Source organism: Cobetia sp. 1AS1 (genome assembly GCF_029846435.1).
GTDB classification, from domain to species: Bacteria; Pseudomonadota; Gammaproteobacteria; order Pseudomonadales; family Halomonadaceae; genus Cobetia; species Cobetia amphilecti.
On record NZ_JARWKU010000002.1, the window covers coordinates 66,944 to 91,041 of the forward strand.

Below are 24,098 nucleotides of genomic sequence, written 5' to 3' on the forward strand. Positions count from 1 at the left end.
TTGTGCTTGGGTGTTGCCCCGCACGGGGCCGAGCACGCTATAATGTGCCCCTTTCGCTTTGACTTGAAAGCCGCTCAACTGGCCTTATTGTAGGCGTCTCTTGCTAGTGCTTGCGAAAGCTCTCATGTTGGGGCCGCAGGTGCGCTGAACGCAAGACGCGCCGCAAGGCATAACATTGTCATGGTTCACGGTGCTCAGACAGCCCCGTGACCAGTATTGTCAGGAAAGAAAACCATGCCGATCTATGAATACCACTGCAAGGCCTGTGGCCATCGGATGGACAAGTTGCAGAAGATCAGCGCTGCGCCGCTGACGGAGTGCCCGGAATGCAAGACGGACCAGCTCGAGAAGCTGGTCTCCGCCGCCGGGTTCCGTCTGGCAGGCAGTGGCTGGTACGAGACGGATTTCAAGTCCGGCAGCAAGAAGAATCTGGCCGGTGGTAGCGACAGCACCGCCTGACACAGCTGGGATAGTGCGTCAGGCATCAGCATGATGAGGGTCAAGGGCGCCCAGTGGGTACCCTTGACCCTCATCGCCAACGGCAGGCCCTCTGAGACAGATGCGCATCAGCGCGTCGATCATGAATTTGAGCAACAAGGAATCAACATGCGCAGCCACTATTGCGGCAAACTGAACGAGACCCTGATCGATCAGGATGTCACTCTGTGCGGGTGGGTGCACCGCCGTCGCGACCACGGTGGCGTCATCTTCCTCGACATGCGCGACCGTGATGGCATCGCCCAGATCGTCGTCGATCCGGACACCGTCGATGCCTTCGCCACTGCCGACAAGGCGCGCAGCGAGTTCGTGCTGCGTATCAAGGGCCGTATCCGTCTGCGCCCGGAAGGCACCCAGAATCCGAACATGCCGACAGGCATGATCGAAGTGCTGGCCAAGGACGTCGAAGTGCTCAACACCGCACAGACGCCGCCGTTCCAGCTCGACGACCACAACAAGGTCGGTGAGGAAGTCCGCCTCAAGTATCGTTATGTCGACCTGCGTCGTCCCGACATGATCGAGAAGCTGCGTCTGCGCTCGCGCATCACTCACAGCGTGCGCGCCCAGCTCGAAGCCCTGGGCTTCCTCGACATCGAAACCCCGATCCTGACACGTGCCACGCCGGAAGGCGCTCGTGATTATCTGGTGCCGAGCCGCACCTACGCCGGCAGCTTCTTCGCACTGCCGCAGTCTCCGCAGCTGTTCAAGCAGCTGCTGATGGTCGCCGGTGTCGATCGTTACTACCAGATCGCCAAATGCTTCCGTGATGAAGACCTGCGTGCTGACCGTCAGCCGGAGTTCACCCAGATCGACCTCGAAGCCAGCTTCGTCGACGAGCAGGACATCATGGGCATGACCGAGACCATGATCCGTGGCCTCTACAAGGAAGTGCTCGATGTCGAGCTGGGCGACTTCCCGACCATGCCGTACTCCGAGGCCATCAGCCGCTTCGGTTCCGACAAGCCGGACCTGCGCATCCCGCTGGAACTGGTCGATGTCGATGACCTGATGAGCGGCGTGGACTTCAAGGTCTTCTCCGGTCCGGCCAAGGACGACAAGGGCCGTGTCGCCGCACTGCGTGTGCCGGGCGGTGCCAGCCTGTCACGCAAGGAAATCGACGCCTACACCAAGTTCGTCGGCATCTACGGTGCCAAGGGCCTGGCGTGGATCAAGGTCAACGAACGTGCCAAGGGCATTGAGGGTCTGCAGTCGCCGATCGTCAAGTTCATGGAAGACGTCGTGGATGAAGTGCTGGACCGCTGTGGCGCCGTCGATGGCGACATCGTGTTCTTCGGCGCTGACAAGGCCAACATCGTGGCCGAGGCCATCGGTGCGCTGCGCGTCAAGCTGGGTGAAGACCTCAACCTCTACACCCGCGAGTGGGCACCGCTGTGGGTCGTCGACTTCCCGATGTTCGAAGCCGATGCCAATGGCCGTCTGAGCGCGCTGCACCACCCGTTCACCGCGCCGTCCTGCACGCCGGAAGAGCTCAAGGCCAACCCGGAAGCGGCACTGTCTCGCGCCTACGACATGGTCATCAACGGCACCGAGCTGGGTGGCGGCTCCATCCGTATCCACGATCAGGCCATGCAGCGTACCGTGTTCGAGGTGCTGGGCATCGGTGAAGAAGAAGCGGAAGAGAAGTTCGGCTTCCTGCTCGACGCCCTGAAGTTCGGCGCGCCGCCCCATGGTGGTCTGGCCTTCGGTCTCGACCGTCTGGTGATGCTGATGACCGGCGCCAAGACCATTCGTGAAGTGATTGCCTTCCCGAAAACCCAGAGCGCCGGCTGCATGATGACCGACGCCCCGGGCGTGGTCAGCGGTGAGCAGCTCAAGGAGCTGAACATCCGTCTGCGTCAGAAGGTCAAGGTCGAGGACGAAAGCGGTCAGGCCTGATTCAGCGGCGCATGACCGAGAGAGTGACAGGTGGGGCCGTCTGGACTGATTCGATCAGACAAGGGCGGTCCCGCAGTGGCAGGTTTGCCCCTTTGGCCTGGTAGGCAAAGGGGCGAGCAAGCCCGACAAGGCGGTGCGAGACTGTTTGCTGGCGTTCACGTCAGGCAATGACAGTGTCGCACCGCCTTTTTTGTGGCATGGTGGCTGGTTATATACACAGTAAGAGCGATGGCGCGATGACGACAGCGAAGACGCAAGGTGTGAGAAGCGAGGCGGCAGCATGATCATTCTTGGCATCGACCCGGGCTCACGTCTGACCGGGTATGGGGTATTGGATGTCTCTGCGGCCCAGCCTCGCTATGTGGACAGTGGCTGCATTCGCATGTCACAGGTCAGCCTGGATCAGCGCCTGGCGCAGATCTATGCCGGTATCAGCGAGGTGATCGCCCTGCATCGCCCCGCGGAATTCGCCATCGAGCAGGTCTTCATGTCCAAGAACGCCGATTCGGCGCTCAAGCTGGGCCAGGCGCGCGGGGCTGCCATCGTGTGTGCGGCCAATCACGGCTTGCCGGTATTCGAATATGGGCCGCGGCAAATCAAGCAGGCCGTGACCGGTACCGGTGCGGCCGAGAAGTCTCAGGTGCAGCATATGGTCACGCATACGCTCAAGCTCTCCGCCACGCCGCAGGCCGATGCCGCCGATGCGCTGGCCATCGCCTTGACGCATTGTTTCGCGCGTCGACGCTTGACGCCCGGCAATGACCAGTTGGAAGCCTTGGGGCTGGGGAATACCAGTCGACGCAAAGGAACCCGTGTACGGCGTAGTAGCAGTTGGCGAGACTTCGAGCCCGACGCCTGACATGCCGCTGAGCGACAAATGCGGTATTGTGCTCAATTAATAGCGATTTTTCAGTCACTTGTAGAGTGTCTGCCGAGCCTGGCAGCAGCCGATTGCGTGATGCGCCAAACCGCGTGGCATCAGGCTTCGTGCCATCACCCAAGGTATGACTGTCAGAAAGATGCGACAAATTCGTCGTGACACTGGGACATGCCGCCTACGCTTCATCTTTGGTAGGCTTGCCCGCATTGTAACAATCCGTGCAGAGAATCGGGTCTGCGAGCAGTACGATCCCACTGAACACGTTCTCTGCCGAGCAAGGACAGCCGCAACATGATTGGACGCCTGACCGGGACATTGCTGGAAAAACAACCGCCGCAGCTGGTGCTTGACGTACAAGGTGTCGGTTATGAACTGGAAGCTTCGATGAACACCCTGTTGGGCTTGCCGGCCGTGGGCGAACATTGCCAGCTTTACACCCACCTGGTGGTGCGCGAAGACGCGCAGTTGCTGTATGGCTTCGGCAAGGAGCCCGAGCGTCGTCTGTTCCGTGAATTGATCAAGATCTCCGGTGTCGGTCCGCGACTGGCGCTGGCGATTCTGTCGGGAATGGAGCAGTCCGATTTCATTCGCTGTGTTCACGATGAAGACAGTCGGGCGCTGACACGTCTACCGGGCGTCGGCAAGAAGACGGCGGATCGCCTGATCATCGAGATGCGTGATCGCCTCAAGCATTGGACGCTGCCGGCGGATGATGGGCTGGATGAAATGGCGCGTGCTTCGCAGCCACAACCGCCGGTCACCCATCCTCTGGCGGATGCCGAAGCCGCGCTGGTGTCTCTGGGCTACAAGCCTGTCGAGGCGGCCAAGATGCTCTCGGGGCTCGAGACCGGCGCCTCCACGGAAGCGCTTATCAAGGCGGCGCTGGCGCGCAAGATGGCCAGCTGAGGCCCCGCCAGGGCAGCAAACATGCGCCCTATAGTTTCCGTGAAGGAAACGGCGCATCGTGATTGGATTTATTGACTAGGGGTTGGCAGGTTACTGGGGTAGAAAGTGCGCGCTTGAACGCAGATGCGCTAGATCGTTGCACCGCCCTGGCAAACCTTGCCACCTGCCACTGACGCACGTTCATGGCCCATGACCCGCGTCATGTGCGTGACCTGCGTCATCAGGAGTTGAGCAAGCATCATGATGGAGTCGGACCGACTGATCTCCGCGGCGACGCATGATCCGGAAGAGCGGATCGATCGCGCCAACCGGCCACGCACGCTGAGTGACTACATCGGACAGCCCATCGTCCGCGAGCAGATGGAAATCTTCATCAGTGCCGCGCGAGGACGAGGCGATAGTCTGGATCACACCCTGGTCTTCGGCCCGCCCGGTCTCGGCAAGACGACGCTGGCGCATATCATCGCCAGCGAGATGAGTGTCGATATCAAGTCGACCTCTGGGCCGGTGCTGGAGCGGGCAGGGGACCTGGCAGCGATGCTGACCAACCTGCAGGAAGGCGATGTCCTGTTCATCGACGAGATTCACCGCCTGTCACCGGCCGTCGAGGAAGTGCTCTATCCGGCGATGGAAGATTATCAGCTCGACATCATGATCGGTGAAGGCCCCGCGGCCCGCTCGATCAAGCTTGAGCTGCCACGATTCACCCTGGTAGGCGCGACGACGCGTGCGGGGCTGCTGACTGCGCCGTTGCGCGATCGCTTCGGCATCGTCCAGCGCCTCGAGTTCTACGATATCGAGTCACTTACCGACATCGTGGCGCGCAGTGCCAGGCTTTCCGGCATGGAAGTCGAGATGGAAGGGGCGCTTGAGATTGCACGTCGCTCCCGCGGTACGCCACGTATCGCCAATCGCCTGCTGCGTCGGGTGCGTGACTTCGCCGAAGTGCGCTCGGATGGTCGCTTGACGCTGGAAGTGGCCGACAAGGCGCTCAACATGCTCAACGTCGACAGCCACGGCCTGGATCACATGGACCGTCGACTGCTGCTGGCGATGATCGAGAAGTTCGATGGCGGGCCGGTCGGGGTCGATTCATTGGCGGCGGCCATCGGGGAAGAGCGCGATACCATCGAGGATGTGCTGGAGCCCTACCTGATTCAGCAAGGCTTCATGATGCGCACGGCGCGTGGGCGACTGGTTACGCGCTCGGCCTATCTGCACTTCGGGATCACCCCGCGTGAAGAGCAGGCGCGGCTGGGACAGGAAGGAAGTGACGCGCCATGACATCTGAAGGCGCAGGAAATACGTTGAAGGGTGAAGCTGCATGTTTTCACCACACTGTGCGCGTCTACATCGAGGATACTGATGCTGGTGGCATCGTCTACTACGTGAATTATCTGCGCTTCATGGAGCGCGCTCGCAGTGAATGGTTGCGAGCAAAGGGTTTCACGCAGCAAGCCTTGCTTGAAAAAGGCATTCAGCTGGTAGTACACAGCGTAACAAATCGTTATCTTCGTCCTGCGCATCTGGATGACCTGCTGACCGTGACGGCAACGGCAGGCGCCTTGCGCGGTGCACGCTTGACGTTCACCCAGAAGGCGCTGCGCGGTGAGCAGATATTGAGCGAAGCGGAAGTCGTGATCGCTTGCGTCGATGCCACGACCTTGCGCCCCAGACGTTGGCCCGGGGAATTGCTTGCGGCTCTTGAGGTCTGAGATCACAAGGCGCAGATGAGGCCGCAGCCAGTCAGGTGCTGAGACGCCAGGCTGATGAACAGATTATTTATCGTGTCACTGATTGACGGTGGCACAGACTGAACCAAGTAAAGAGGGATTTCCGTGGAAGATTCGATGTCGATCATTTCGCTGTTCGTGAACGCCAGTCTGGTCGTTCAGGCAGTCATGTTGCTGTTGCTGGCAGCTTCCATTGCATCCTGGGTGGTGATCTTTCAGCGCGGGATGGCATTGTCCCGTGCCAAGCAGGCTTACGCGGCCTTTGAAAAGCGCTTCTGGTCCGGGGTCGACCTCAATCACCTCTATCGTGAATTGCCGACGGATGAAGAATCCACCCCGGGCGCCTCTGGCGTCTTCCGTGCCGGCTTCCGCGAGTACAGCCGCCTCAAGCCCAAGTCCAGCAATGCCGATGCGGTGATGGATGGCGTGCAACGCAGCATGCGCGTCACGCTGTCACGTGAAGAAGAGCGCCTGAACATTCACCTGCCGTTTCTGGCCACGGTCAGCTCCGTCAGCCCCTATGTCGGTCTGTTCGGTACCGTGTGGGGCATCATGGGCTCCTTCCAGGCACTGGGTACGGCTCAACAGGCAACTCTGACCACCGTCGCCCCCTGGATTGCCGAAGCACTGGTCGCGACTGCCATGGGCCTGTTCGCGGCAATCCCGGCCGTCATCTTCTACAACCGTCTGGCCAGCCGTGCTGATCAGCTGCTGGGTCGCTATGAAGACTTCGCCGAAGAACTTCACTCCATTCTGCATCGTAATCTGCACGGTCGTGGCAGCAACGACGCTTGAAGGGAGGCGAGTCAATGAAAGGACCGTATAGCAGAGGCCACAAGCGCAAGCTGTCCTCCGAGATCAATGTGGTGCCCTTCATCGACGTCATGTTGGTGTTGCTGGTCATCTTCATGATCACCGCGCCGATGATGACGCAGGGGGTTCAGGTCGAATTGCCCAAGGTCACCTCCAAGCCGATCGACAATCCCGATGATGTGACGCCATTGATCGTCTCGCTGGATGATAGCGGCAATTACTACATCGATCTGGGATCGGATGAAGACAAGCGCACGCCGGTGGCACTGGATGAACTGGGCAGCAAGGTCGCGTCCATCGTGGCCGAGAAGCCCAAGACGCCCGTGTTGGTCAAGGGTGCCAAGACGGCACCCTACGGCGATGTCATGGGGCTGATGAGCACGCTGCAGGGTGCCGGTGTTCCCAATGTCGGGCTGATTTCAGAACCACCGACCGAGGGCTGATGGATGAGTCAGCCAGAGATAGAACAGCGGGTCGGGTTGGGATTGCCTGTGGTGCTGGCCGTTGGCCTGCACCTGGGCATCCTGATTCTGACTCTGGTGAGTTGGCCAGAATCCGAACCGGAGAAGACCAACACCACCATCGTCAACGCGACACTGGTCAGTACCGAGACCACGACCAATCAGGCCCAGCAGGCGAAGTCCAGCAAGGCGCGTGATGCGGCCGAAGAATCCGATCAGCGCCAGAGCGCCAAGGAAGAGGCGGCCAGAGAGGCAGAGCTTGCAGCGGAACAGCAGCGCAGCGCCGCTGAGGAAAAGGCGGCTGCCCAGAAGGCGCAACAGCAAAAGGCGGCTGAGCAGGCCAAGGCGGCGGAGCAGTTGAAGGCTGAGCAGGCGGCGGCCGAAAAGGCCAAGGCAGAAGCGGCCAGGCGTGCAGAGGAAGCCAAGGCAATTGCCCTTGATCGCAAGAAAGCCGAAGCGGAAAAGCAGGCCAAGGCCGATGCCTTGAAGAAGGCGGAAGCCGAGAAGGCTGCCAAGGCCAAGGCGGAAGCCGAAAAGGCCGCCAAGGAAAAAGCCGCAGAAGAAGCGCGCAAGAAAGCCGAAGCGGAGAAGGCGGCCAAGGCCAAGGCAGACGCTGAAGCCAAGAAGGCGGAAGCCGAAAAGGCAGCCAAGGCCAAGGCAGCAGCGGAGAAGGCCGAGAAGGAAAAGGCGGCCAAGGCGGCAGCCGACAAGGCCGCCAAGGAGAAGGCAGCCAAGGCCAAGGCGGCGGAAGAAGCGCGCAAGAAGGCGGCCGCTGAAGCCGCACGCCAGAAGGCACTTGCCGAGAAAGCGGCGCAGGCCTCTGCCGGCTCGCTGGATAGCCTGATAGACAATGAAAGCGACGCCATCAGCGGCGCCAAACAGGCCGCTCAGGCAGCCAACAGCTTCGAGAACCTGCTCAAGAAGTATGTCGGACAGAATTGGAATCGGCCCTCGGGCTCTGTTCCCGGCATGACGGTCACGCTGAGAGTGTCATTGTTGCCGACAGGCGAATTGGTAACGGCAGCGGTCAGCAAGAGCAGTGGCAACGCCGCCTTTGATCGCTCCGCGATTCAGGCGATCCAGAAAGCAGCGCCGTTTACCGAGATGCAGGACCTGCCGGCTGGTGCCAAGAGCCAGTTCCGAAACTTCAACCTGTACTTCAATCCAGAGGACCTGGGCCGATGAGACGATTGACCGCATGGATGATGGCAGCCGCCTTGCTGGCAGTGACCAGCCTGGCAAGAGCTGACCTGACCATCGAGATCACCAAGGGCAATGACAGCGCCACACCTATCGCTGTCGTGCCGTTCGAGAATCTGACCGGGGGAAGTCTGCCGCAGGATCTCGCACGCATCATCTCCGATGACCTGGCGCGCAGTGGCCAGTTCGACCCGATCAAGCGCGACAATCTGATTGCCTTGCCGGGTACGACCCAGGACGTCTTCGTCAATGACTGGAAGCGTCTGGGGGCCAGTTACCTCGTGGTGGGTCAGGTAAAGACGGCCAGCAATGGCGGTTATAGCATCCAGTATGAGCTGATGGATGTGCTGGGCAACAAGCGCATGCTTGGCGAAGTCATCACCGGAAGCAATGGTGAGCTGCGCGCGCGCGGCCATTATATGAGTGATGAAATATTTGAGGAAATCACTGGAATTCGCGGTGCTTTCTCGACAAAAATCGCATACATTACCGCCAATGGTGTTGGCGACAATATTCGTTTTGCCCTGTACGTGGCGGATTCAGATGGCCACAATAGTCAGGAGATTCTGGCGTCCGATGAACCGATCATGTCACCGGCATGGTCGCCGGATGGCAAGAAGCTGGCCTATGTCAGTTTTGAAGCCGAACGTCCCGCTATCTATGTGCAGGAATTGGGCAGTGGTCGTCGTGCAAAACTGACAGGTTTCCGAGGCATCAATGGTGCCCCGGCCTGGTCGCCGGACGGACGTAAACTGGCAATGGCATTGTCAAAGGATGGCCAGCCGGAAATCTATGTGATGGATATTGCCAGCCGTCAGTTCCAGCGTCTGACCAACAATCCTGCGATCGATACCGAGCCGGATTGGTTGCCGGATGGCAGCGGTATGGTGTTCACCTCTGATCGTGCAGGCTCCCCACAGATCTATCGTCTTGATCTGTCCGGCGGCACGGAACGTGTGACATATACCGGCAATTACAACTCCCGCGGGCGCATCTCACCCGATGGAGAGAACCTGTTCATGATCAACCGCGCAGGCAACGGTTATCAGGTTGCCAAGCAAGATCTGAAGAGCGGTCGGGTTACCTCCCTGACCGATACTCAGTGGGATGAATCACCAAGTGTTGCGCCGAATGGCACTATGGTGATATATGCCACTCAGCAAGGAACCCGCGGGGTCCTGGGCCAGGTGTCGGCAGACGGAAGGGCACAATTCTCCCTGCCGTCAGCACAAGGCGACGTGCGTGAACCTGCGTGGTCGCCGTTCCTGAACTAAACCACTAGAATGCAACTGAGCCACCAAGAAAGGCTTGGCATTCGTACCCATTAGAGCAAGGAGTTTCACAATGCAGTTCACCCCGTATGCAAAAGGTCTGTTGGTTGCCCTGTCCCTGAGCGTCATGGCAGGTTGTTCCAGCAGCGGCGGCGCTCAGGACGGCGACATGGATTCAGCCAACAGCGGTGCGAACACTGCCGGCATGAACACTGGTGCCAACAGCAACGCCAACCAGATGAGCAACGCCACCATGCCTGACGTGCGTACCATCTACTTCGCCTTCAACAAGGACACCATCCGTCCTGAGTTCGAAAGCGTCCTGATGGGTCACGCTCAGTACCTGAAAGCCAACACCAGCGCCAATGTCGTTCTGGAAGGCCACGCTGATGAGCGCGGTACTCGTGAATACAACCTGGGTCTGGGCGAGCGTCGTGCCAAGTCTGTCGCACGCTTCCTGACTGTCCAGGGCGTGTCTCCGTCACAGATCGAGATCGTCTCCTACGGTGAAGAGCGTCCGGCAGTCCAGGGCCACGGCGAGTCTTCCTACGCCAAGAACCGTCGTGTGGTCTTCGACTACTAAGCGCGGTTCCTCTCCGCGATTCCCTGAGGAGGCGCGGAGACGCTAGAAACTTGTGTTGAGCTGGCCCGGGCAAGAGGCGTGACCTTGAACCCCGGGCTTGCTTGCGCGATACCATGATGATTCGGCGGAGCCGACAGCATGAAACACAGCCTGAAAGGGTTGTTCGGTGCGGGAGCCTTGTTGCTCCCGTTGTCCGTTTTGGCCGCACCGACGGTCGAGGACCTCACTGGGCAATCAAACTCGCTCTATCAGCAGGCCAATACTCGTTTGAGTGGCGGCGGCACCCTGACCCTTCTCAATCAACTCGACGAACAGGCACAGGAAATTGCCCGACTTCGCGGCCGGATCGATGAGCTGGAATACCAGTTCAAGCGTCTGACCGAGATGTCGCAGCAACGCTACCTGGATCTGGAACAGCGGGTTTCTGGCGGCGCTTCCGCCGGGGAGAACGGTCAGGTTGTCAATTCGCAGGCAGCAGCGGCAGTCACTGGCGGCGCAAGTGCCGGTGGTGCAGCGAGCACCAATGGCGCCAGCAATGCCGACAGCGGTGCAGCTGCCCAGAAGGATTACGAGAATGCCTTCGCCAAGGTGCAGTCTCGCGACTTCGACGGTGCCATTGTCGCCTTTGAAGCCTTCGTAGTGGACCATGGGGATTCCAACCTCGCAGCCAATGCCCATTATTGGCTGGGCGAGCTGTATTCGGCCAAGAACCAGCTGGATGCTTCTGCCCAGGCCTTCGACACCGTGATCAGCGAATTCTCGCAATCCAGCAAGGTGCCGGATGCGATGTACAAGCTGGGTCTGGTCAAGGCGCGTCAAGGCAAGGCGCAGGAAAGTCGCTCCTTGCTCGAGAAGCTGGTCCAGCAGTATCCGGACAGCAAGGCTGGCACCATGGCCAAGGACTTCCTGTCCTCCGGCGCCTGAGTGCCCGTGGCCATTGGCTACCTGTATTCCCCAAAGCCCGCGCTTGGTATTCTACCAGGTGCGGGCTTTGTGTTATGTGGCGCTCGGCGCCTCATGCCATCGGCAGGCAACCCGGGTGCCATCGGCAGGCGACCCGGGCGCGCTTCATGTGGCCGAGCAAGTAATAATGTCGGTGCGGAGACAGTCACTCTCATCGGCGGTTGACGACAGATCTCAGACAGGGATATCACCATGGCAGAGTGCAAGATCGACTATCAGGCCCCGGACGACATGCTGAAAGGGCGGATCATTCTGGTGACCGGGGCGGGGTCCGGCATTGGGCGTGAAGCGGCAGTCGAATATGCGCGTCATGGGGCGACGGTGATATTGCTGGGCAGAACCATTGCCAAGCTGGAAGAAGTCTACGACGAGATCGAGGCCTTGGGGGCACCACAACCGGCCATCTATCCGCTCAACTTCGAAGGGGCATCCCTCAAGGATTATCAGCAGATGGCTGATACCCTGCACAGCGAGTTCGGTCGTCTGGATGGCCTGCTGCACAACGCGAGCCTGCTGGGCAAGATCACTCCATTCGAGCAGTATGATCCGGCGCTGTGGGAGCAGGTCATGCAGGTCAATATCAATGGCCCCATCTGGATGATCCAGGCATTGCTGCCGTTGCTCAAGGCCTCGAAGGATGCCTCCGTCGTGCTGACAAGCTCCAGTGTCGGGCGCAAGGGGCGTGCCTTCTGGGGCGCCTACAGTGTCTCCAAGTTCGCTACGGAAGGCTTCTCGCAGATGCTGGCACAGGAACTGGAGAATACCAGCCAGGTGCGCGTCAATACGCTCAATCCCGGTGGGACGCGGACCCCGATGCGCAAGTCGGCGTTCCCGGCCGAAGACCCCGATACCCTGCGTACGCCCGCCGACATCATGCCGACCTATCTGTGGTTGATGGGGCCGGACAGTCGTGGTCATACCGGCGAGATGTTCGACGCCCAGCCGCCGAAAGTCTGAGCCATTGTCAGCTGTCATCTCCTTACTGGATGACGAGTGACGCCGCCAGGCGGGTCAGTCGTCATACCCTGCAACAAGAACGCCGACTGCATTGGCCGTCGGCGTTCTTGTGTCTAGCTGCTTATTTCTAGCTGCTTGTGTCTATCTTCTGATGTTCATCTGCGGATCACTCGCTCATGGGGGCTGGTTCGTGCGAGCTTCGTGTGAGCTACGTGCGTGTCGCTCGGTCAGCGCAGGTCCGCTGCCCGTAGCGCGGCATTGATGACTTCCTCCGAGGTGTCAAACCACACATCGGCAGGCCAGGCATCCACATCGTCGCCCTCACGGACATAGCCGTAGCGCACAGCAACTGCCAGCATGCCCGCCGCACGCGCCGCCTGCATGTCACGGTCGTGATCCCCCAGATACCAGCATTCGGAGGCCTCGACACCGAGGCAGCGTGCCGCCTCCCACAGAGGCTCTGGATGCGGCTTCTTGACCGGCAGGTCATCGGCACACAGCAGGCAGCCGGGCGTGAGCTTGAGCGCGGCGATCAGCGGCTCGGCGAACTGACGGGGCTTGTTGGTCACGATGCCCCACGGCAGGTCTGCGCGCTGACAGACCTCGATCAGGGCGTCATAGCCCGGGAACAGCACACTGTGAGCCGCGACATCGCGGGCATAGAACTCCAGCAGGCGAGTGCGCTCGCTGGCGTGCTCGGGGTGATCGAGCTCATGGCCCAGGGCCAGCGTCACCAGAGCGCTGCCACCATGCGAGACTTCGGCGCGAATCACGTCGTAGTCCAGCGCCGGCAGGGTGTGATGCTGACGCAGCTCATTGGTGGCGCGCGCCAGGTCTGGCGCGGTGTCCACCAGGGTGCCATCGAGGTCGAAGATCAAGGCGGCGGGGCGAGGTAGCGCTACCGGCAGGCTCACGCAAGCTCTTCCTCGGTCGGGCGACGCGTGTGCATCAGGTAGTTGACGGTCAGGTCGGAGGAATTCAGGCGATATTTGCGCGTCAGCGGGTTGTAGGTCATGCCGGTGGAGCCTTCCATCTTGAGGCCCGCATCGCGTGTCCAGCGACCCAGCTCGGCCGGACGGATGAACTTGCGATACTCGTGGGTGCCACGCGGCAGCATCTGCAGCACATATTCCGCGCCGAGAATCGCGAAGGCATACGCCTTGGGATTGCGGTTGATGGTCGAGAAGAACACCATGCCGCCGGGCTTGACCAGCCGTGCGCAGGCCGCGATCACCGAGGATGGGTCCGGCACGTGCTCGAGCATTTCCAGACAGGTGACGATGTCGAACTGGCCGGCCATCTCTTCTGCGGCGGCTTCGGCGGTGGTCTGGCGGTAGTCCACCTCGACACCGGACTCCAGCTGATGCAGGCGGGCAACGGACAGCGGCGCCTCACCCATGTCGATACCCGTTACCTGGGCACCACGATGCGCCATGGCTTCGGAGAGAATGCCGCCGCCGCAGCCGACGTCGATCACGCGCTTGCCTGCCAGGCCAGCGTGGGTGTCGATATAGTCGACCCGCAACGGATTGATGTCATGCAGCGGCTTGAATTCACTGTCACGGTCCCACCAGCGACTGGCCAATGCCGAGAACTTGGCGATCTCGCTGGCATCGACATTGCCCAGATGGTCTTGGGGCTGGGCATCTTGCTGGGTGTCGTTATCGCTCATCTTTGCATCCTTACCGTTACGGAAGTGCTGTTCGGGAAGTGGCAGGCCTGTACAGGCACCTTACCCTCGGGCACGATTCCACCATTCTAATCCGACTGCCGTCGCGGGTCAGCGTCCAGCGCAAAAAACTCATCATGACGGGCACTTGCGTTACGATGGGGCGGGACGTCGCGCCACGCGCGATGACCAGTCGTCATTATTGTCATGTAGCAACGGGGAGTGGTCATGAGCCTGGTTCCGATTCGCTGGGTAAGCCAGCAAGAGTGTGCGTCGCGGGAAGAAGACACGGCAGGCACCCCGCCCGATGCCTGCGCTGACGTCACTCATGATGTCACTTCTGATGTTACTCAGCCGGCGGTGAAGCTTGCGCTGCTCGACCAGCGCCTGCTGCCGGGTGAGACCCGCGAGGTGCTGCTCGAGGATGCACGCGGGGTCGCGACTGCCATTACCGACATGGTGGTCCGCGGTGCACCGGCCATCGGGATCGCCGCCGCCTATGGCGTGGCGCTGGAGGCTTTCGTCATCAACCGTGAGGGCGGCGACTGGCAGTCACGCCTGGCCAGTGCTTGTGATGTGCTGGCTGCCTCGCGCCCGACAGCGGTCAACCTGTTCTGGGCGTTGGATCGCATGCGCACGGTGATTGCCGCACACGCCACCCGGTCGCAGGTCCCGTATGAGGCGCTGCTGAAGGAGGCCGTGCGCATCCATGAGCAGGATCTGGACGACAACCTGCGCATGGCCGAGTTTGGCGCCCAGGTGATTGCGGCCTCCCTCGCGCAAGGCGAGACGCGGTGCGAGGTCATGACCCACTGCAATACCGGCGCGCTGGCCACCGGCGGCCATGGCACGGCATTGGGCGTGATTCGTACCGCCTACGCCCAGGGCATTCTCGGCCGTGTGCATGTCAACGAAACGCGCCCCTGGTGGCAAGGCTCTCGCCTGACGGCGTGGGAGCTGGTGCAGGAGAAGATTCCCGCGCGTCTGGCCGTGGAAGGCGCAGCCTCGCTGATCATGCAGCAGGGTGCCCGGACGCCGGAAGGGGTTCGCTGGTTGATCGTCGGCGCGGACCGCATTGCGGCCAACGGCGATACAGCCAACAAGATCGGTACCTTCTCACTGGCCGTTCAGGCGCGCGCCCACGGCATCAAGGTCATGGTGGTGGCCCCGCTGGCCACGTTCGATGGCAGCCTGGCCAGTGGCGCGGACATCCCTATCGAGACGCGCGACGCCGCCGAGCTGCGCGAGGCAGGCGGTCGTCAGATCGCGCCGCAGGACATCGATGTCTTCAATCCGGTCTTTGATGTCACACCGCATGAGTATATTGATGCCATCGTCACGGAACATGGCGTGGTAGAGTCGCCCGATAGCGACAGTGTCGGTGCGCTGCTCGGGCGCGCCATGCGCCGCTGATGGCGTTTCACAGGGTGGTAGCGCTTACCAAGCCTCGGATAGTGCAGGAATTTCGCACTCCTTGATCAAACTGGCATAATCTCTGCCTATGATGAAGGATGGTCGTTGATTGGCTTCGACGACAGTAACCCGGTGGAGGTCCTTCGACGGGCTTCACCACGACATAGACACAAGGAAGACGCTACATGATACGCAAGGCTGTTCTGCCTGTTGCCGGTCTCGGCACACGTTGCCTCCCGGCCTCCAAGGCCATCCCCAAGGAAATGATCACCATCGTCGACAAGCCGGTGATCCAATATGTGGTGGAAGAAGCGGTCGCAGCCGGTATCAAGGAAATCGTGCTGGTCACCCATTCCAGCAAGAATGCCATCGAGAACCACTTCGACAAGCACTTCGAGCTGGAAACCACCCTGGAAGCCAAGGGCAAGCTCGAGCTGCTCGAACAGCTGCGTAACATCATCCCGGATGACGTCAAGATCATCAGCGTGCGCCAGCCGGAGCCGCTGGGCCTGGGCCACGCCGTGCTGTGTGCCAAGCCGATCGTCGGTGATGAGCCGTTCATCGTCATGCTGCCGGACGTGCTGGTCGATGGCGAAGGGCTCGAGAAGAATGACCTGGCGCGCATGATGGAGGCCTACGAAGCCACCAACGCCGCCCAGATCATGGTCGAGAATGTCCCGCAGGACATGGCCTACAAGTACGGTATCGTCGCGATCGACGGTGACACGCCGGAAGCCGGCAAGTCCGCCCTGATCAACGGCATGGTCGAAAAGCCGGCCCCGGGCACCGAGCCGTCGACCCTGGCGGTCATCGGCCGTTATCTGTTGCCGGGTCGTATCTTCGAGCTTCTGGAGAACACTCCGCCGGGCGCGGGTGGTGAGATCCAGCTGACCGATGCCATCGACGCCCTGCGTGACGACAAGGCCGTCGCGGCCTACCGCATGGCCGGTGATACCTACGATTGCGGCCACCAGCTGGGCTATCTTGAAGCGACTCTTTCCTTCGCCAAGCGTCACCCGACCTTCGGTGAAGGCTTCCGCGAGCTGCTGACTCGCTACCAGGAGAAATAAGCCATGCAGGTGCTGGTGCACGGAAGCGAACTGGCGGCGGCAACGGCCAGCGCCGCTCTGGCGAGCGTGGGTCACCGTGTCTGGTGGTGGCCGCATGAGGACATGGACTGGGCTGCCCTTGAACGCGTCGACTGGTTGAACAGTGAGCCAGGCCTGCGCGAACGTCTTGATCGCCATCGGGAGCGGGGCGATCTCACTCTCATCGAGAACCTCGAGTCACTGCGGCGCATCGATATCCACTGGATCGCCGTCTCGCCGGACCAGCGCGAAAGCGCGCTGAGCCGTGTCGAGCAGCTGGTGGTGACCCTGGATGAGCCGCTGGTGCTGGTCAACAACTCGACCTTCCCGGTGGGCACGACCGAGCGTTTCGAGGCGTTGCTGCCGCGTGACGACCAGTACGCCGTCGCCTTGCCGGACATGCTGGAGGAAGGCCGTTCACTGGCCACCTTCGAGCGTCCGGCCCGTTGGTTGCTGGGCAGCGAAGCGGAACCTGCCACTCTGCGGGTGCAGGAGCTGCTGCGTGCCTTCAACCGGCGTGAAGATGTCTTCCAGATCATGCCGCGCCGCGCCGCCGAACTGACCAAGCTGGCCATCAACGGCATGCTCGCGACGCGTATCAGCTACATGAACGAAGTGGCGGGTCTGTCCGACTCCCTCGGCGTCGATGTGGAATATGTGCGTCAGGGCATGGGCGCCGATCCGCGTATCGGCTTCGGCTATCTCTATCCGGGCTGTGGGTTCGGCGGCCCGAACTTCTCGCGTGACCTGATGCGTCTGGCCGATGTCCAGCACCAGACAGGGCGTGAATCGATGTTGCTCGAGCATGTGCTCGACATCAACGAGGCCAAGAAGGAGACGCTGTTCCGCAAGCTGTGGCAGCACTTCGATGGTGAATTGCGCGGTCGTACCGTGGCGATCTGGGGCGCGGCGTTCAAGCCGGGTACCGCGCGTATCGACCATGCACCGGTCTTGACCTTGCTTGAGGCGCTGTGGGCCCAGGGCGTGCGCGTGCGCGTGCATGATCCCGCGGCCTTGTCGGCGCTGGGTGATGCCTGTGGTGCGCATCCGCTGCTGGAGCTGGTCGATGGCAACATGTATGACGCCCTGGAGGGCGCTGATGCCCTGATGCTGGTCACCGAGTGGAAGTGCTACTGGAACCCGGACTGGCAGCGCCTGAAGCGTGAGCTGGGCGCGGGCCTGGTACTCGATGGCCGCAACATCTTCGACCCGCGTTACGTGGCAAGCCAGGGACTGGTCTATCGCGGCATCGGCCGCCGTGCCAGCCCCTGACGGGCATTTCGGTGGGTCAGGCTGACGCACTCTGCAGCTGATGTTCTTTCAGACTGACGCTCTTTCAGGCTGACCCTTTCGTGCTCGGTATGCAAAAGCCCTCATCCGAAACCGGATGAGGGCTTTTTGTCGTGGGCGTCAGGCTTTTTATCATGGGGCCCAGGCTTTACATCATGAGTGCCAGCCCTTTCATGCAGACCGCCAGGCTGTCTTCAGGCCCAGGGCTCGAGCACGAACTTGCCCACGTGGCCCTTGCTCAGAAACTGCTGTTGGGCAGTGACGATCTCGGTCAACGGGAAGCTGGCCGCGATCAGCGGGCGAATCTCGCCTTGCTCCACATAGCGGATCAGATTGGGGAAGGTGGCTTCACACCAGGCAGTGGTGCCAAGCAGGCGCAGGTTCTTCAGGTAAAGATCGCGCAGATCCAGCGTTACCATCGGGCCGGCGATGGCGCCGGTGGTCACCAGACGGCCGCCACGCGCAAGCAGTTTCATCATGACCGGGAAGTTGTCACCCGCGACATTGTCGACCACCAGGTCGACGCTTTCATGGCCCAGCTGCTCGAGCAGGTCGGCCTTGCGGTCCAGAAGCTTGTCGGCGCCAAGTTCTGCAAGAGCCTCATGTTTGGCGACGCCCGCCACCGCATACACCGTCGCGCCGCGGCGCTTGGCCAGCTGCAGTGCAGCGGAACCGACCCCGCCCGAGGCGCCCAGAATCAGCACACGCTCGCCCGCCTTGAGCTCTGCCTGTTCGAGCATGTTCTCCGCCGTGCCGTAGGCACAGGGCAGGGAGCCAAGCTCGACATCGCTCCAGTCACAGTCCACCGCGAACACTTCACTGGCGCGCACGCTGACGAATTGCGCGAAGGCGCCGTCGAAGTCCGAGCCCATCCATTCATTCTCCAATGAGTCCCAGCCCTCGCTGCGCATGCAGGAGCGTACCAGCACGCGCTTGCCCAGCAGGCTGGCATCCGCATCCGGGCCCAATGCCACCACCTCGCCACAGCAATCCGTGCCCTGTATCAGGGGGAAGGGCGTCTCACCCTTCCAGCCACCTTCCGGCGGCGCCGGCTTGTCAGTCGCCGCGTCTGCATCCGCGTTGTCATGCAGGCTGCTGGCCTGTTGTGTCGCGGTAGTGATCGTGGAGGAATACCAGCCCAGACGCGTATTGATCTCGGTGTTGTTCATGCCAGCCGCCAGCACCTTGATCAGCACCTCGCCTTCACCGGGTGTCGGCACCGGGCGCTGCTGCGTCTCGAGGCATTCATAACCCCCATGGCCGGTGGTCACGATCGCCAGCATGGAGTCGGGCAGTGAGGAGGTCGAGGTGTCAGTGGGCATCGGTATTCCCTTTTTTCAAAGTATGTATTTCGCGCAGTCAAGGAATGCATTTCAAGCAGTGTGTGCCAGCAATGTCGTCGAGTCTCTTGTCGTCGAGTCCCTGTGAGCGATCAAGGGTACGCAACGAGGTAGAGCATGCGTTCTACTTGTCAGTCATTAGATAGGGGCACCGCCGGCATTTGCAAGTCGACAGACGAGATTCTTCTCCTGGTGGTGCACTCCCAAGCTTAGCCAAGCCTTGCGTGTAGCAGGCTCGCGGCTGGGTGACATTGTCTTGAACGAAAAAACCCCGCCAGGTGGCGGGGTTTTCAGAGCAGGGCATCCAGGCGTCATATCAGGGTGACGTTAAATGCCCTAGCTCAGCTGGAGTTCCGAGCGGTAAACGACTCGGCTTCCTGAGGCTAGCCAATCTCGGTCTAGCCAAACTCAATCTGGAAAAGCTCAGGCTGCGAAGTTCTGTGCAGCGAATTCCCAGTTGATGATGTTCCAGATGCTTTCCAGGTACTTCGGACGCGCATTGCGGTAGTCGACGTAGTAGGCGTGCTCCCAGACGTCGACGGTCAGCAGCGGAGTCTGACCAGACTTGGCGATCGGGGTGTCAGCGTCGTCAGTGTTGACGATTTCCAGCTCGCCCTGGGCGTTCTTGACCAGCCAGGTCCAACCGGAACCGAAGTTGCCAGCGGCGGAAGTGTTGAAGGCTTCCTTGAAGTCAGCCACGGAGCCCCACTTGGCCACGATGGCGTCTGCCAGCGGGCCGGACGGCTCGCCACCACCATTCGGGGACAGGCAGTGCCAGTAGAAGGTGTGGTTCCACACCTGAGCTGCCTGGTTGAACAGACCACCCTGGGCGCTCTGGATGATCTCTTCGAGAGATTTTTCTGCGTCAGCAGTGCCTTCGACCATGCTGTTCAGCTTGGTGACATAGGCTTGGTGATGCTTGCCGTAATGGTACTCAAGGGTCTCGGCAGAGATGGTCGGCTCGAGTGCGTTCTTTTCGTACGGCAGTGCTGGAAGTTCAAATGCCATGGGGATCAGCTCCTTTTCCTCACCAATTGGGTCGTACTCTGCCTTCGTGGGGCTTGGGGCTGAGTATTTCAATGCCTGACCTGCCATCGCGTGATGGAAGTGGGTCAGACAAGCACAGACTCAAGCTCCGCGACCAGCATCACTCCCGGCCCTGAAACTGGCCACCCGCTCAGGCAGCGGGCAAGGGCGAAAGTGCATGTCTCGCCGTGCATCCTTCATGCCGTGGCTACGCGCATGAAATGTGCAATCAGCGTGAAAAACCTTGTGAATCCAGATAGCTACGAAGACAGAGGCTGCGCGTATCGCAGTGTCTGGCACTATAGCACCCAGACACCGACAGGCCAACGCTGGTGGGCACTGACCGCGGGATCCTCTCAAGCGTCTTGCAGGGCTCACGTTCATTGCCAGGCTTTTGCCACATTCCTGCCACTCTGCCCACGATGACGGGCCGTGGCGGGAACCTGATGAGATGACCGAGGTCAGCTGTTAGACTCGATTTCCTGTACGTGAACCGTGACTTATCTTTTGCAGAACCTGCATTACTGTATTTTTATACAGCAAGGCGAAAAAGCGCACTTCCGGTCGTCTTGCGCCGCCCTGAAGATGCTGCGCTGAACCTTTCGCTGCTGATCGTTTGCCGGACCTGGAGCCAGAATGCGGCCGCACAACGCTGAACCGTCTCTCAATGACTCACCGGACGATGCGCTGGTCGCGCGTCCCGACGATGCGCTTGGCGTGCATCACACCCGTTCCCCCGCGCCCAGACGCTGGCCGACGTGGCTTTGCCTCCTCGCCCTGGGGGGCGTGGTGGGCTGGCAGCAATGGCAGCTGCATGACCTGCAGACCCTCGGGGGCGATCAACGCGATCAGCTCGGCGCGCGTGTCAGCCAGCTCGAACGTTCCGTGGCCCAGCTTGAGCAGCAGGGCGATGAGCGCCTGAGCGAACTGCGTGATGCACTGGGTGAGCAACTCAGTGCCCTGGACAGCCAGTTGAATGACACTGTCGTGCCGGCGCTGACCACCCTGCAGGAGGACAAGGCGTCCCTGTCGAGTGAGGCCGTCGCGCGCCTCGAGACGCTGGAAGACAAGGTGGCGAAGGACGCTGATGGCGCTCAAGACCGTCTGACCGCCATGGACGAGGCGCTTGATCGCCTTGATAGTCACGTCATGACGCTTGCCCAGACAGGTGACAACCACGCGACCCTGATCACGGCGCTGCAGGGCTCGATGGCGGCGCTGGAATCCCTCAGTCGTGATGGCCGTGCAGCGCTGGGCGCGCGCCTGGACGCCCAGTCGGCCACGCTTGAGCACCTCGAGCCGCTGGTGGACAAGACCTCCAGCACCCTGGACACGCTGGCTACCCGCATCGAGAGCTTGCAGAGCGATGTTGAGAGCGACAGCGCCAAGCAGTTGGCCTCGCTCGAGACACGCTTCACGGCCCTCAAGACGGACCTGGCCACGCAACAGACCCAGACGCGTGACTTGCAGCAATCGCAGCAGCAACTGAGCGAGACGCTGAAGGCACTGCCGGAGCCGGTGGCGGCCGCTGATGGCGATGAACTGGCCAGCAAGCTCAAGGGCCGTTTCGCGCCGCTTGACGAGCTGGCTTCGCTTGAGACCGCGCAACGCTCACTGGCCTCCCAGCTGGGTGAGCTGCGCCGTCAGCAGACAGCACTCAGTGCCGGCCTGGAAGCCAGCTCACAGGGGGCGTCAGAGGACACGCGCGAGCAGTTGCGCTCGCTGGACGCCAGCCGCCGTCAGCTGAGTGGCCGTGTCGCGTCGCTGCTGGGCCAGGTATCTGAGCTTGAGCAGCGCGTCAATCGATTGGAACGTCGCTGAGCCGGTGCCGCAGGGATACAAGTAACGACGATATGGCGTGGTCCGCCACTCTGGCGGGCCATGTGACACGCCCCGTGATGACCGAGCGCCGCACGACATGATGAATGGGAACGATGGACAGTGCTTTCCACCAGCACTCAACAAAGGACGAATCATGAGTGGCGACAACAAAGAGTCTGCTCGAGCGACCGGGACGCGCGGTTTGCCGTATCGCTATCTGACGCCGCTGATCGTGTGTGGCGGCCTGTGCTTCGCGCCGCAGGCGCTGGCGATCGATGCCGCCGTCAAGGGCGTCAAGGGCGCGACGGCCACTAACGTGGTCAACTTCCTGGCCGGGATGACGCTTGAGGGCGATGCGCCGGCCGAGCGCTATGAGGATGAGATCATCCGGCGCACCCAGGAAGCGCTGCAGGCCTTCGGTTACTACGATGCCCAGATCACGCTCAGCTATCCCGAGAAGGGGCTGTTGGGCGGCGATGCTGTGGTCGTGACGGTGGATGCCGGTGAGCCGGTCACCATCGAGACGCTGGAGCTGCGACTCGAAGGCGACGCCGCGCGCGACAAGGTCATGAAGAAGGTGCTGGCCGACGCCGACCTCGAGGAAGGCGATGTGCTGCGTCACTCACGCTATGACAGCCTCAAGTCGACCCTGACGTCGCTCAGCCTCGAACGCGGCTATTTCGACACCTCCTTCTCCCAGCAGCGCATCGAGGTACGCCCCTGGCTGCACTCGGCACGCATCTATCTGGTCATGCAGAGCGGTCAGCGCTACCGCTTCGGTGATATCACCTACCTCAACAGTCAGATAGAGCTGGATCGCGTCAGGGCCATGCAGCCGTTCGAGACTGGCGATTATTACGAAGCCGGCAAGTTGACCCAGTTCAACCAGCGGCTGAGTGAGGCCGGCTGGTTCCGCTCGGCCGCGATCAAGCCACAGCTCAACCCGGGCGCCGAACTCAAGACCACCAGCCCCGACAGCGAGATCAAGACACCTTATGCCGAGGCACAGGGCTATGAGGGGTCATGGCTTGCCGATGTCGAGAGGACTGAAATCGAGAGAGCTGAAGTCGAGGGTGCTGAGGTCGAGCAGACGGGGGATGAGAGTCGTCGCGCTGACGCGGCGTTCCCCTCGGACTCGACGGCGCCCGCCGCGCAGGCCGCCGTGGAGGCTGATGACGCTGGCTCCGCTGTGGCTGGCACTACCGTAGCCGCCGGCAATGACACGCCAGTGCTGACGGGCGATGCGCTGGAGGCCGCGGTCAAGACGGCCAACGGCCCCATCATCCCCGTGGACATCAGCCTGATTCCCGCAGACCGTCACAAGTTCGAGACCGGTATCGGCTACGCGACGGATGTCGGGCCACGCCTGCAGTTCAGCTGGGAGATGCCGTGGGTCAATCGCTATGGCCATAGCCTGACCAACAGCCTGTTCCTGTCCTCGCCGGAACAGACCTTCGAGGGCGAATACCGCATGCCGCTCGAAGACCCGCTCAAGGATAGCTATGTCCTCGAGTACGGGATGTCGAACACCGATGATGAAGATACCGAGAGTCTCGAGACCACCGTGCGCTTCACCCGCGAGTGGAAGTTCGACAATGGCTGGACCCAGCGCGTGTTCTTCGGTTCCACCTATGAGGACTACACCCAGGCGGACGAATCCGGGGCCGTGCTGCTGCTGTATCCCGGCGTGAGCTGGAACCGCACCCGCACCCGCCCCAAGACTTTCCCGATGTGGGGCGACCGCCAACAGCTGACCTTCGAATACGGCGATCAGATGTGGGGCTCGGACGTGACCTTCCTGCGCTCCCAGTTCAACACCAACTGGATACGCTCCATCGGCGACAACCATCGTTTCGTGGCGCGCATGGGCGTCGGCCACGTCGATACCGACAACTTTGATGACATGCCACCCTCGATGCGCTTCTTCACCGGGGGCGACAACAGTGTGCGTGGCTATTCCTACGAGACACTCGCCCCGGAAGATGACGACGGCGATCTGGAAGGCGGTAGCTCGTTGCTCACCAGCAGCCTGGAATACGATTACCGCCTGACCGGCGACTGGTGGGGCGCGACCTTCTACGACGCCGGTAATGCCTTCAATGGCTGGGACGCACTCGAGCTCAAGACGGCGGCCGGCATGGGGATACGCTGGATCTCGCCGGTAGGGCCGATTCGTCTCGATATCGCCCATCCCTTCGATGACGATGACAACGATTACCGTATTCACTTCTCGATCGGGCCGGAATTCTGAGCGGCTCGCGCATCGTGAGCGAGTGTCGTGCGGATCAAG

At 61.2% G+C, this 24,098-nt stretch carries 22 protein-coding genes; 18 read left to right on the forward strand and 4 right to left on the reverse strand.

Features of this window, described 5'->3' with window-relative positions; translation table 11 throughout:
- Positions 1-234 precede the first annotated feature (234 nt).
- The 13 genes from QD280_RS04120 (at position 235) to QD280_RS04180 (ending at position 12,161) form a co-directional block, all read left to right on the forward strand.
- On the forward strand, positions 235-459 hold the full coding sequence (locus tag QD280_RS04120; protein WP_043333602.1) for a zinc ribbon domain-containing protein: 225 nt from the start codon (positions 235-237) through the stop codon (positions 457-459).
- A gap of 147 nt (positions 460-606) precedes the next feature.
- Positions 607-2,394, forward strand: coding sequence for an aspartate--tRNA ligase (gene aspS, locus QD280_RS04125; protein ID WP_043333603.1), 1,788 nt, complete (start codon positions 607-609; stop codon positions 2,392-2,394).
- 280 nt (positions 2,395-2,674) lie between these two features.
- Positions 2,675-3,253, forward strand: a complete 579-nt coding sequence (gene ruvC / locus QD280_RS04130) for a crossover junction endodeoxyribonuclease RuvC (protein ID WP_043333606.1) — start codon at positions 2,675-2,677, stop codon at positions 3,251-3,253.
- 312 nt (positions 3,254-3,565) lie between these two features.
- Positions 3,566-4,180 carry a Holliday junction branch migration protein RuvA gene (gene ruvA, locus QD280_RS04135; protein WP_043333607.1) on the forward strand — a complete coding sequence of 205 codons (615 nt, stop codon included), beginning with the start codon at positions 3,566-3,568 and terminating at the stop codon, positions 4,178-4,180.
- Between the two features lie 240 nt (positions 4,181-4,420).
- Entirely contained in the window at positions 4,421-5,464 is a 1,044-nt protein-coding gene (gene ruvB, locus QD280_RS04140) for a Holliday junction branch migration DNA helicase RuvB (RefSeq protein ID WP_192838774.1), read from the forward strand.
- A complete protein-coding gene (gene ybgC, locus QD280_RS04145; protein WP_131432032.1) occupies positions 5,461-5,895 on the forward strand; it encodes a tol-pal system-associated acyl-CoA thioesterase in 435 nt (144 codons plus the stop codon). The genes ruvB and ybgC overlap by 4 nt, the downstream gene beginning before the upstream one ends.
- A gap of 135 nt (positions 5,896-6,030) precedes the next feature.
- Complete coding sequence (tolQ, locus tag QD280_RS04150) at positions 6,031-6,708, forward strand: protein TolQ (RefSeq protein WP_054556734.1); 678 nt, start codon at positions 6,031-6,033, stop codon at positions 6,706-6,708.
- Positions 6,709-6,722: 14 nt separating this feature from the next.
- Complete coding sequence (gene tolR, locus QD280_RS04155; protein WP_054556687.1) at positions 6,723-7,169, forward strand: protein TolR; 447 nt, start codon at positions 6,723-6,725, stop codon at positions 7,167-7,169.
- Positions 7,170-7,172: 3 nt separating this feature from the next.
- Entirely contained in the window at positions 7,173-8,372 is a 1,200-nt protein-coding gene (gene tolA / locus QD280_RS04160) for a cell envelope integrity protein TolA (RefSeq protein WP_279838419.1), read from the forward strand.
- A complete protein-coding gene (gene tolB, locus QD280_RS04165) occupies positions 8,369-9,661 on the forward strand; it encodes a Tol-Pal system beta propeller repeat protein TolB (RefSeq protein ID WP_107334808.1) in 1,293 nt (430 codons plus the stop codon). The genes tolA and tolB overlap by 4 nt, the downstream gene beginning before the upstream one ends.
- Positions 9,662-9,731: 70 nt before the next feature.
- Positions 9,732-10,241, forward strand: a complete 510-nt coding sequence (gene pal / locus QD280_RS04170) for a peptidoglycan-associated lipoprotein Pal (protein ID WP_054556684.1) — start codon at positions 9,732-9,734, stop codon at positions 10,239-10,241.
- Between the two features lie 138 nt (positions 10,242-10,379).
- Entirely contained in the window at positions 10,380-11,165 is a 786-nt protein-coding gene (ybgF, locus tag QD280_RS04175) for a tol-pal system protein YbgF (protein WP_279838420.1), read from the forward strand.
- A gap of 231 nt (positions 11,166-11,396) precedes the next feature.
- A complete protein-coding gene (locus QD280_RS04180) occupies positions 11,397-12,161 on the forward strand; it encodes a YciK family oxidoreductase (RefSeq protein ID WP_192838776.1) in 765 nt (254 codons plus the stop codon).
- A gap of 227 nt (positions 12,162-12,388) precedes the next feature.
- Here the strand turns inward: QD280_RS04180 and QD280_RS04185 are convergent, their stop codons facing one another.
- Together QD280_RS04185 and ubiG are read right to left on the reverse strand one after the other, a co-directional pair.
- Positions 12,389-13,069, reverse strand: a complete 681-nt coding sequence (locus QD280_RS04185) for an HAD-IA family hydrolase (RefSeq protein ID WP_279838795.1) — start codon at positions 13,067-13,069, stop codon at positions 12,389-12,391.
- A 2-nt stretch (positions 13,070-13,071) separates the two neighbouring features.
- Positions 13,072-13,788 carry a bifunctional 2-polyprenyl-6-hydroxyphenol methylase/3-demethylubiquinol 3-O-methyltransferase UbiG gene (gene ubiG / locus QD280_RS04190; RefSeq protein WP_192838960.1) on the reverse strand — a complete coding sequence of 239 codons (717 nt, stop codon included), beginning with the start codon at positions 13,786-13,788 and terminating at the stop codon, positions 13,072-13,074.
- A gap of 270 nt (positions 13,789-14,058) precedes the next feature.
- Here ubiG and mtnA point away from each other — a divergent pair, with 270 nt between their 5' ends.
- From mtnA to QD280_RS04205, 3 genes are all read left to right on the forward strand, one after another.
- Positions 14,059-15,243 (forward strand): S-methyl-5-thioribose-1-phosphate isomerase, encoded by a 1,185-nt coding sequence (gene mtnA / locus QD280_RS04195; protein WP_279838421.1) that lies wholly within the window; start codon positions 14,059-14,061, stop codon positions 15,241-15,243.
- Between the two features lie 185 nt (positions 15,244-15,428).
- Positions 15,429-16,313 (forward strand): UTP--glucose-1-phosphate uridylyltransferase GalU, encoded by an 885-nt coding sequence (gene galU / locus QD280_RS04200; RefSeq protein ID WP_192838778.1) that lies wholly within the window; start codon positions 15,429-15,431, stop codon positions 16,311-16,313.
- A 3-nt stretch (positions 16,314-16,316) separates the two neighbouring features.
- A complete protein-coding gene (locus QD280_RS04205; RefSeq protein WP_279838422.1) occupies positions 16,317-17,603 on the forward strand; it encodes a nucleotide sugar dehydrogenase in 1,287 nt (428 codons plus the stop codon).
- A 212-nt stretch (positions 17,604-17,815) separates the two neighbouring features.
- Here the strand turns inward: QD280_RS04205 and QD280_RS04210 are convergent, their stop codons facing one another.
- Positions 17,816-18,943, reverse strand: a complete 1,128-nt coding sequence (locus tag QD280_RS04210; protein ID WP_279838423.1) for an alcohol dehydrogenase family protein — start codon at positions 18,941-18,943, stop codon at positions 17,816-17,818.
- A gap of 441 nt (positions 18,944-19,384) precedes the next feature.
- Complete coding sequence (locus QD280_RS04215) at positions 19,385-19,969, reverse strand: Fe-Mn family superoxide dismutase (protein ID WP_043334256.1); 585 nt, start codon at positions 19,967-19,969, stop codon at positions 19,385-19,387.
- Between the two features lie 654 nt (positions 19,970-20,623).
- Here QD280_RS04215 and QD280_RS04220 point away from each other — a divergent pair.
- Together QD280_RS04220 and QD280_RS04225 are read left to right on the forward strand one after the other, a co-directional pair.
- Entirely contained in the window at positions 20,624-21,808 is a 1,185-nt protein-coding gene (locus tag QD280_RS04220) for a hypothetical protein (RefSeq protein WP_279838424.1), read from the forward strand.
- Between the two features lie 154 nt (positions 21,809-21,962).
- Complete coding sequence (locus QD280_RS04225) at positions 21,963-24,059, forward strand: autotransporter assembly complex protein TamA (RefSeq protein WP_279838425.1); 2,097 nt, start codon at positions 21,963-21,965, stop codon at positions 24,057-24,059.
- The last annotated feature ends 39 nt before the right edge of the window (positions 24,060-24,098 follow it).

Excerpts from the sequence above, each read along its gene's own strand:
- QD280_RS04120 (WP_043333602.1), top strand. The coding sequence starts at position 235 with ATGCCGATCTATGAATACCACTGCAAGGCCTGTGGCCATCGGATGGAC.
- aspS (WP_043333603.1), top strand. The coding sequence starts at position 607 with ATGCGCAGCCACTATTGCGGCAAACTGAACGAGACCCTGATCGATCAG.
- ruvC (WP_043333606.1), top strand. The coding sequence starts at position 2,675 with ATGATCATTCTTGGCATCGACCCGGGCTCACGTCTGACCGGGTATGGG.
- ruvA (WP_043333607.1), top strand. The coding sequence starts at position 3,566 with ATGATTGGACGCCTGACCGGGACATTGCTGGAAAAACAACCGCCGCAG.
- ruvB (WP_192838774.1), top strand. The coding sequence starts at position 4,421 with ATGATGGAGTCGGACCGACTGATCTCCGCGGCGACGCATGATCCGGAA.
- ybgC (WP_131432032.1), top strand. The coding sequence starts at position 5,461 with ATGACATCTGAAGGCGCAGGAAATACGTTGAAGGGTGAAGCTGCATGT.
- tolQ (WP_054556734.1), top strand. The coding sequence starts at position 6,031 with ATGTCGATCATTTCGCTGTTCGTGAACGCCAGTCTGGTCGTTCAGGCA.
- tolR (WP_054556687.1), top strand. The coding sequence starts at position 6,723 with ATGAAAGGACCGTATAGCAGAGGCCACAAGCGCAAGCTGTCCTCCGAG.
- tolA (WP_279838419.1), top strand. The coding sequence starts at position 7,173 with ATGAGTCAGCCAGAGATAGAACAGCGGGTCGGGTTGGGATTGCCTGTG.
- tolB (WP_107334808.1), top strand. The coding sequence starts at position 8,369 with ATGAGACGATTGACCGCATGGATGATGGCAGCCGCCTTGCTGGCAGTG.
- pal (WP_054556684.1), top strand. The coding sequence starts at position 9,732 with ATGCAGTTCACCCCGTATGCAAAAGGTCTGTTGGTTGCCCTGTCCCTG.
- ybgF (WP_279838420.1), top strand. The coding sequence starts at position 10,380 with ATGAAACACAGCCTGAAAGGGTTGTTCGGTGCGGGAGCCTTGTTGCTC.
- QD280_RS04180 (WP_192838776.1), top strand. The coding sequence starts at position 11,397 with ATGGCAGAGTGCAAGATCGACTATCAGGCCCCGGACGACATGCTGAAA.
- mtnA (WP_279838421.1), top strand. The coding sequence starts at position 14,059 with ATGAGCCTGGTTCCGATTCGCTGGGTAAGCCAGCAAGAGTGTGCGTCG.
- galU (WP_192838778.1), top strand. The coding sequence starts at position 15,429 with ATGATACGCAAGGCTGTTCTGCCTGTTGCCGGTCTCGGCACACGTTGC.
- QD280_RS04205 (WP_279838422.1), top strand. The coding sequence starts at position 16,317 with ATGCAGGTGCTGGTGCACGGAAGCGAACTGGCGGCGGCAACGGCCAGC.
- QD280_RS04210 (WP_279838423.1), bottom strand. The coding sequence starts at position 18,943 with ATGCCCACTGACACCTCGACCTCCTCACTGCCCGACTCCATGCTGGCG.
- QD280_RS04215 (WP_043334256.1), bottom strand. The coding sequence starts at position 19,969 with ATGGCATTTGAACTTCCAGCACTGCCGTACGAAAAGAACGCACTCGAG.
- QD280_RS04220 (WP_279838424.1), top strand. The coding sequence starts at position 20,624 with ATGCGGCCGCACAACGCTGAACCGTCTCTCAATGACTCACCGGACGAT.
- QD280_RS04225 (WP_279838425.1), top strand. The coding sequence starts at position 21,963 with ATGAGTGGCGACAACAAAGAGTCTGCTCGAGCGACCGGGACGCGCGGT.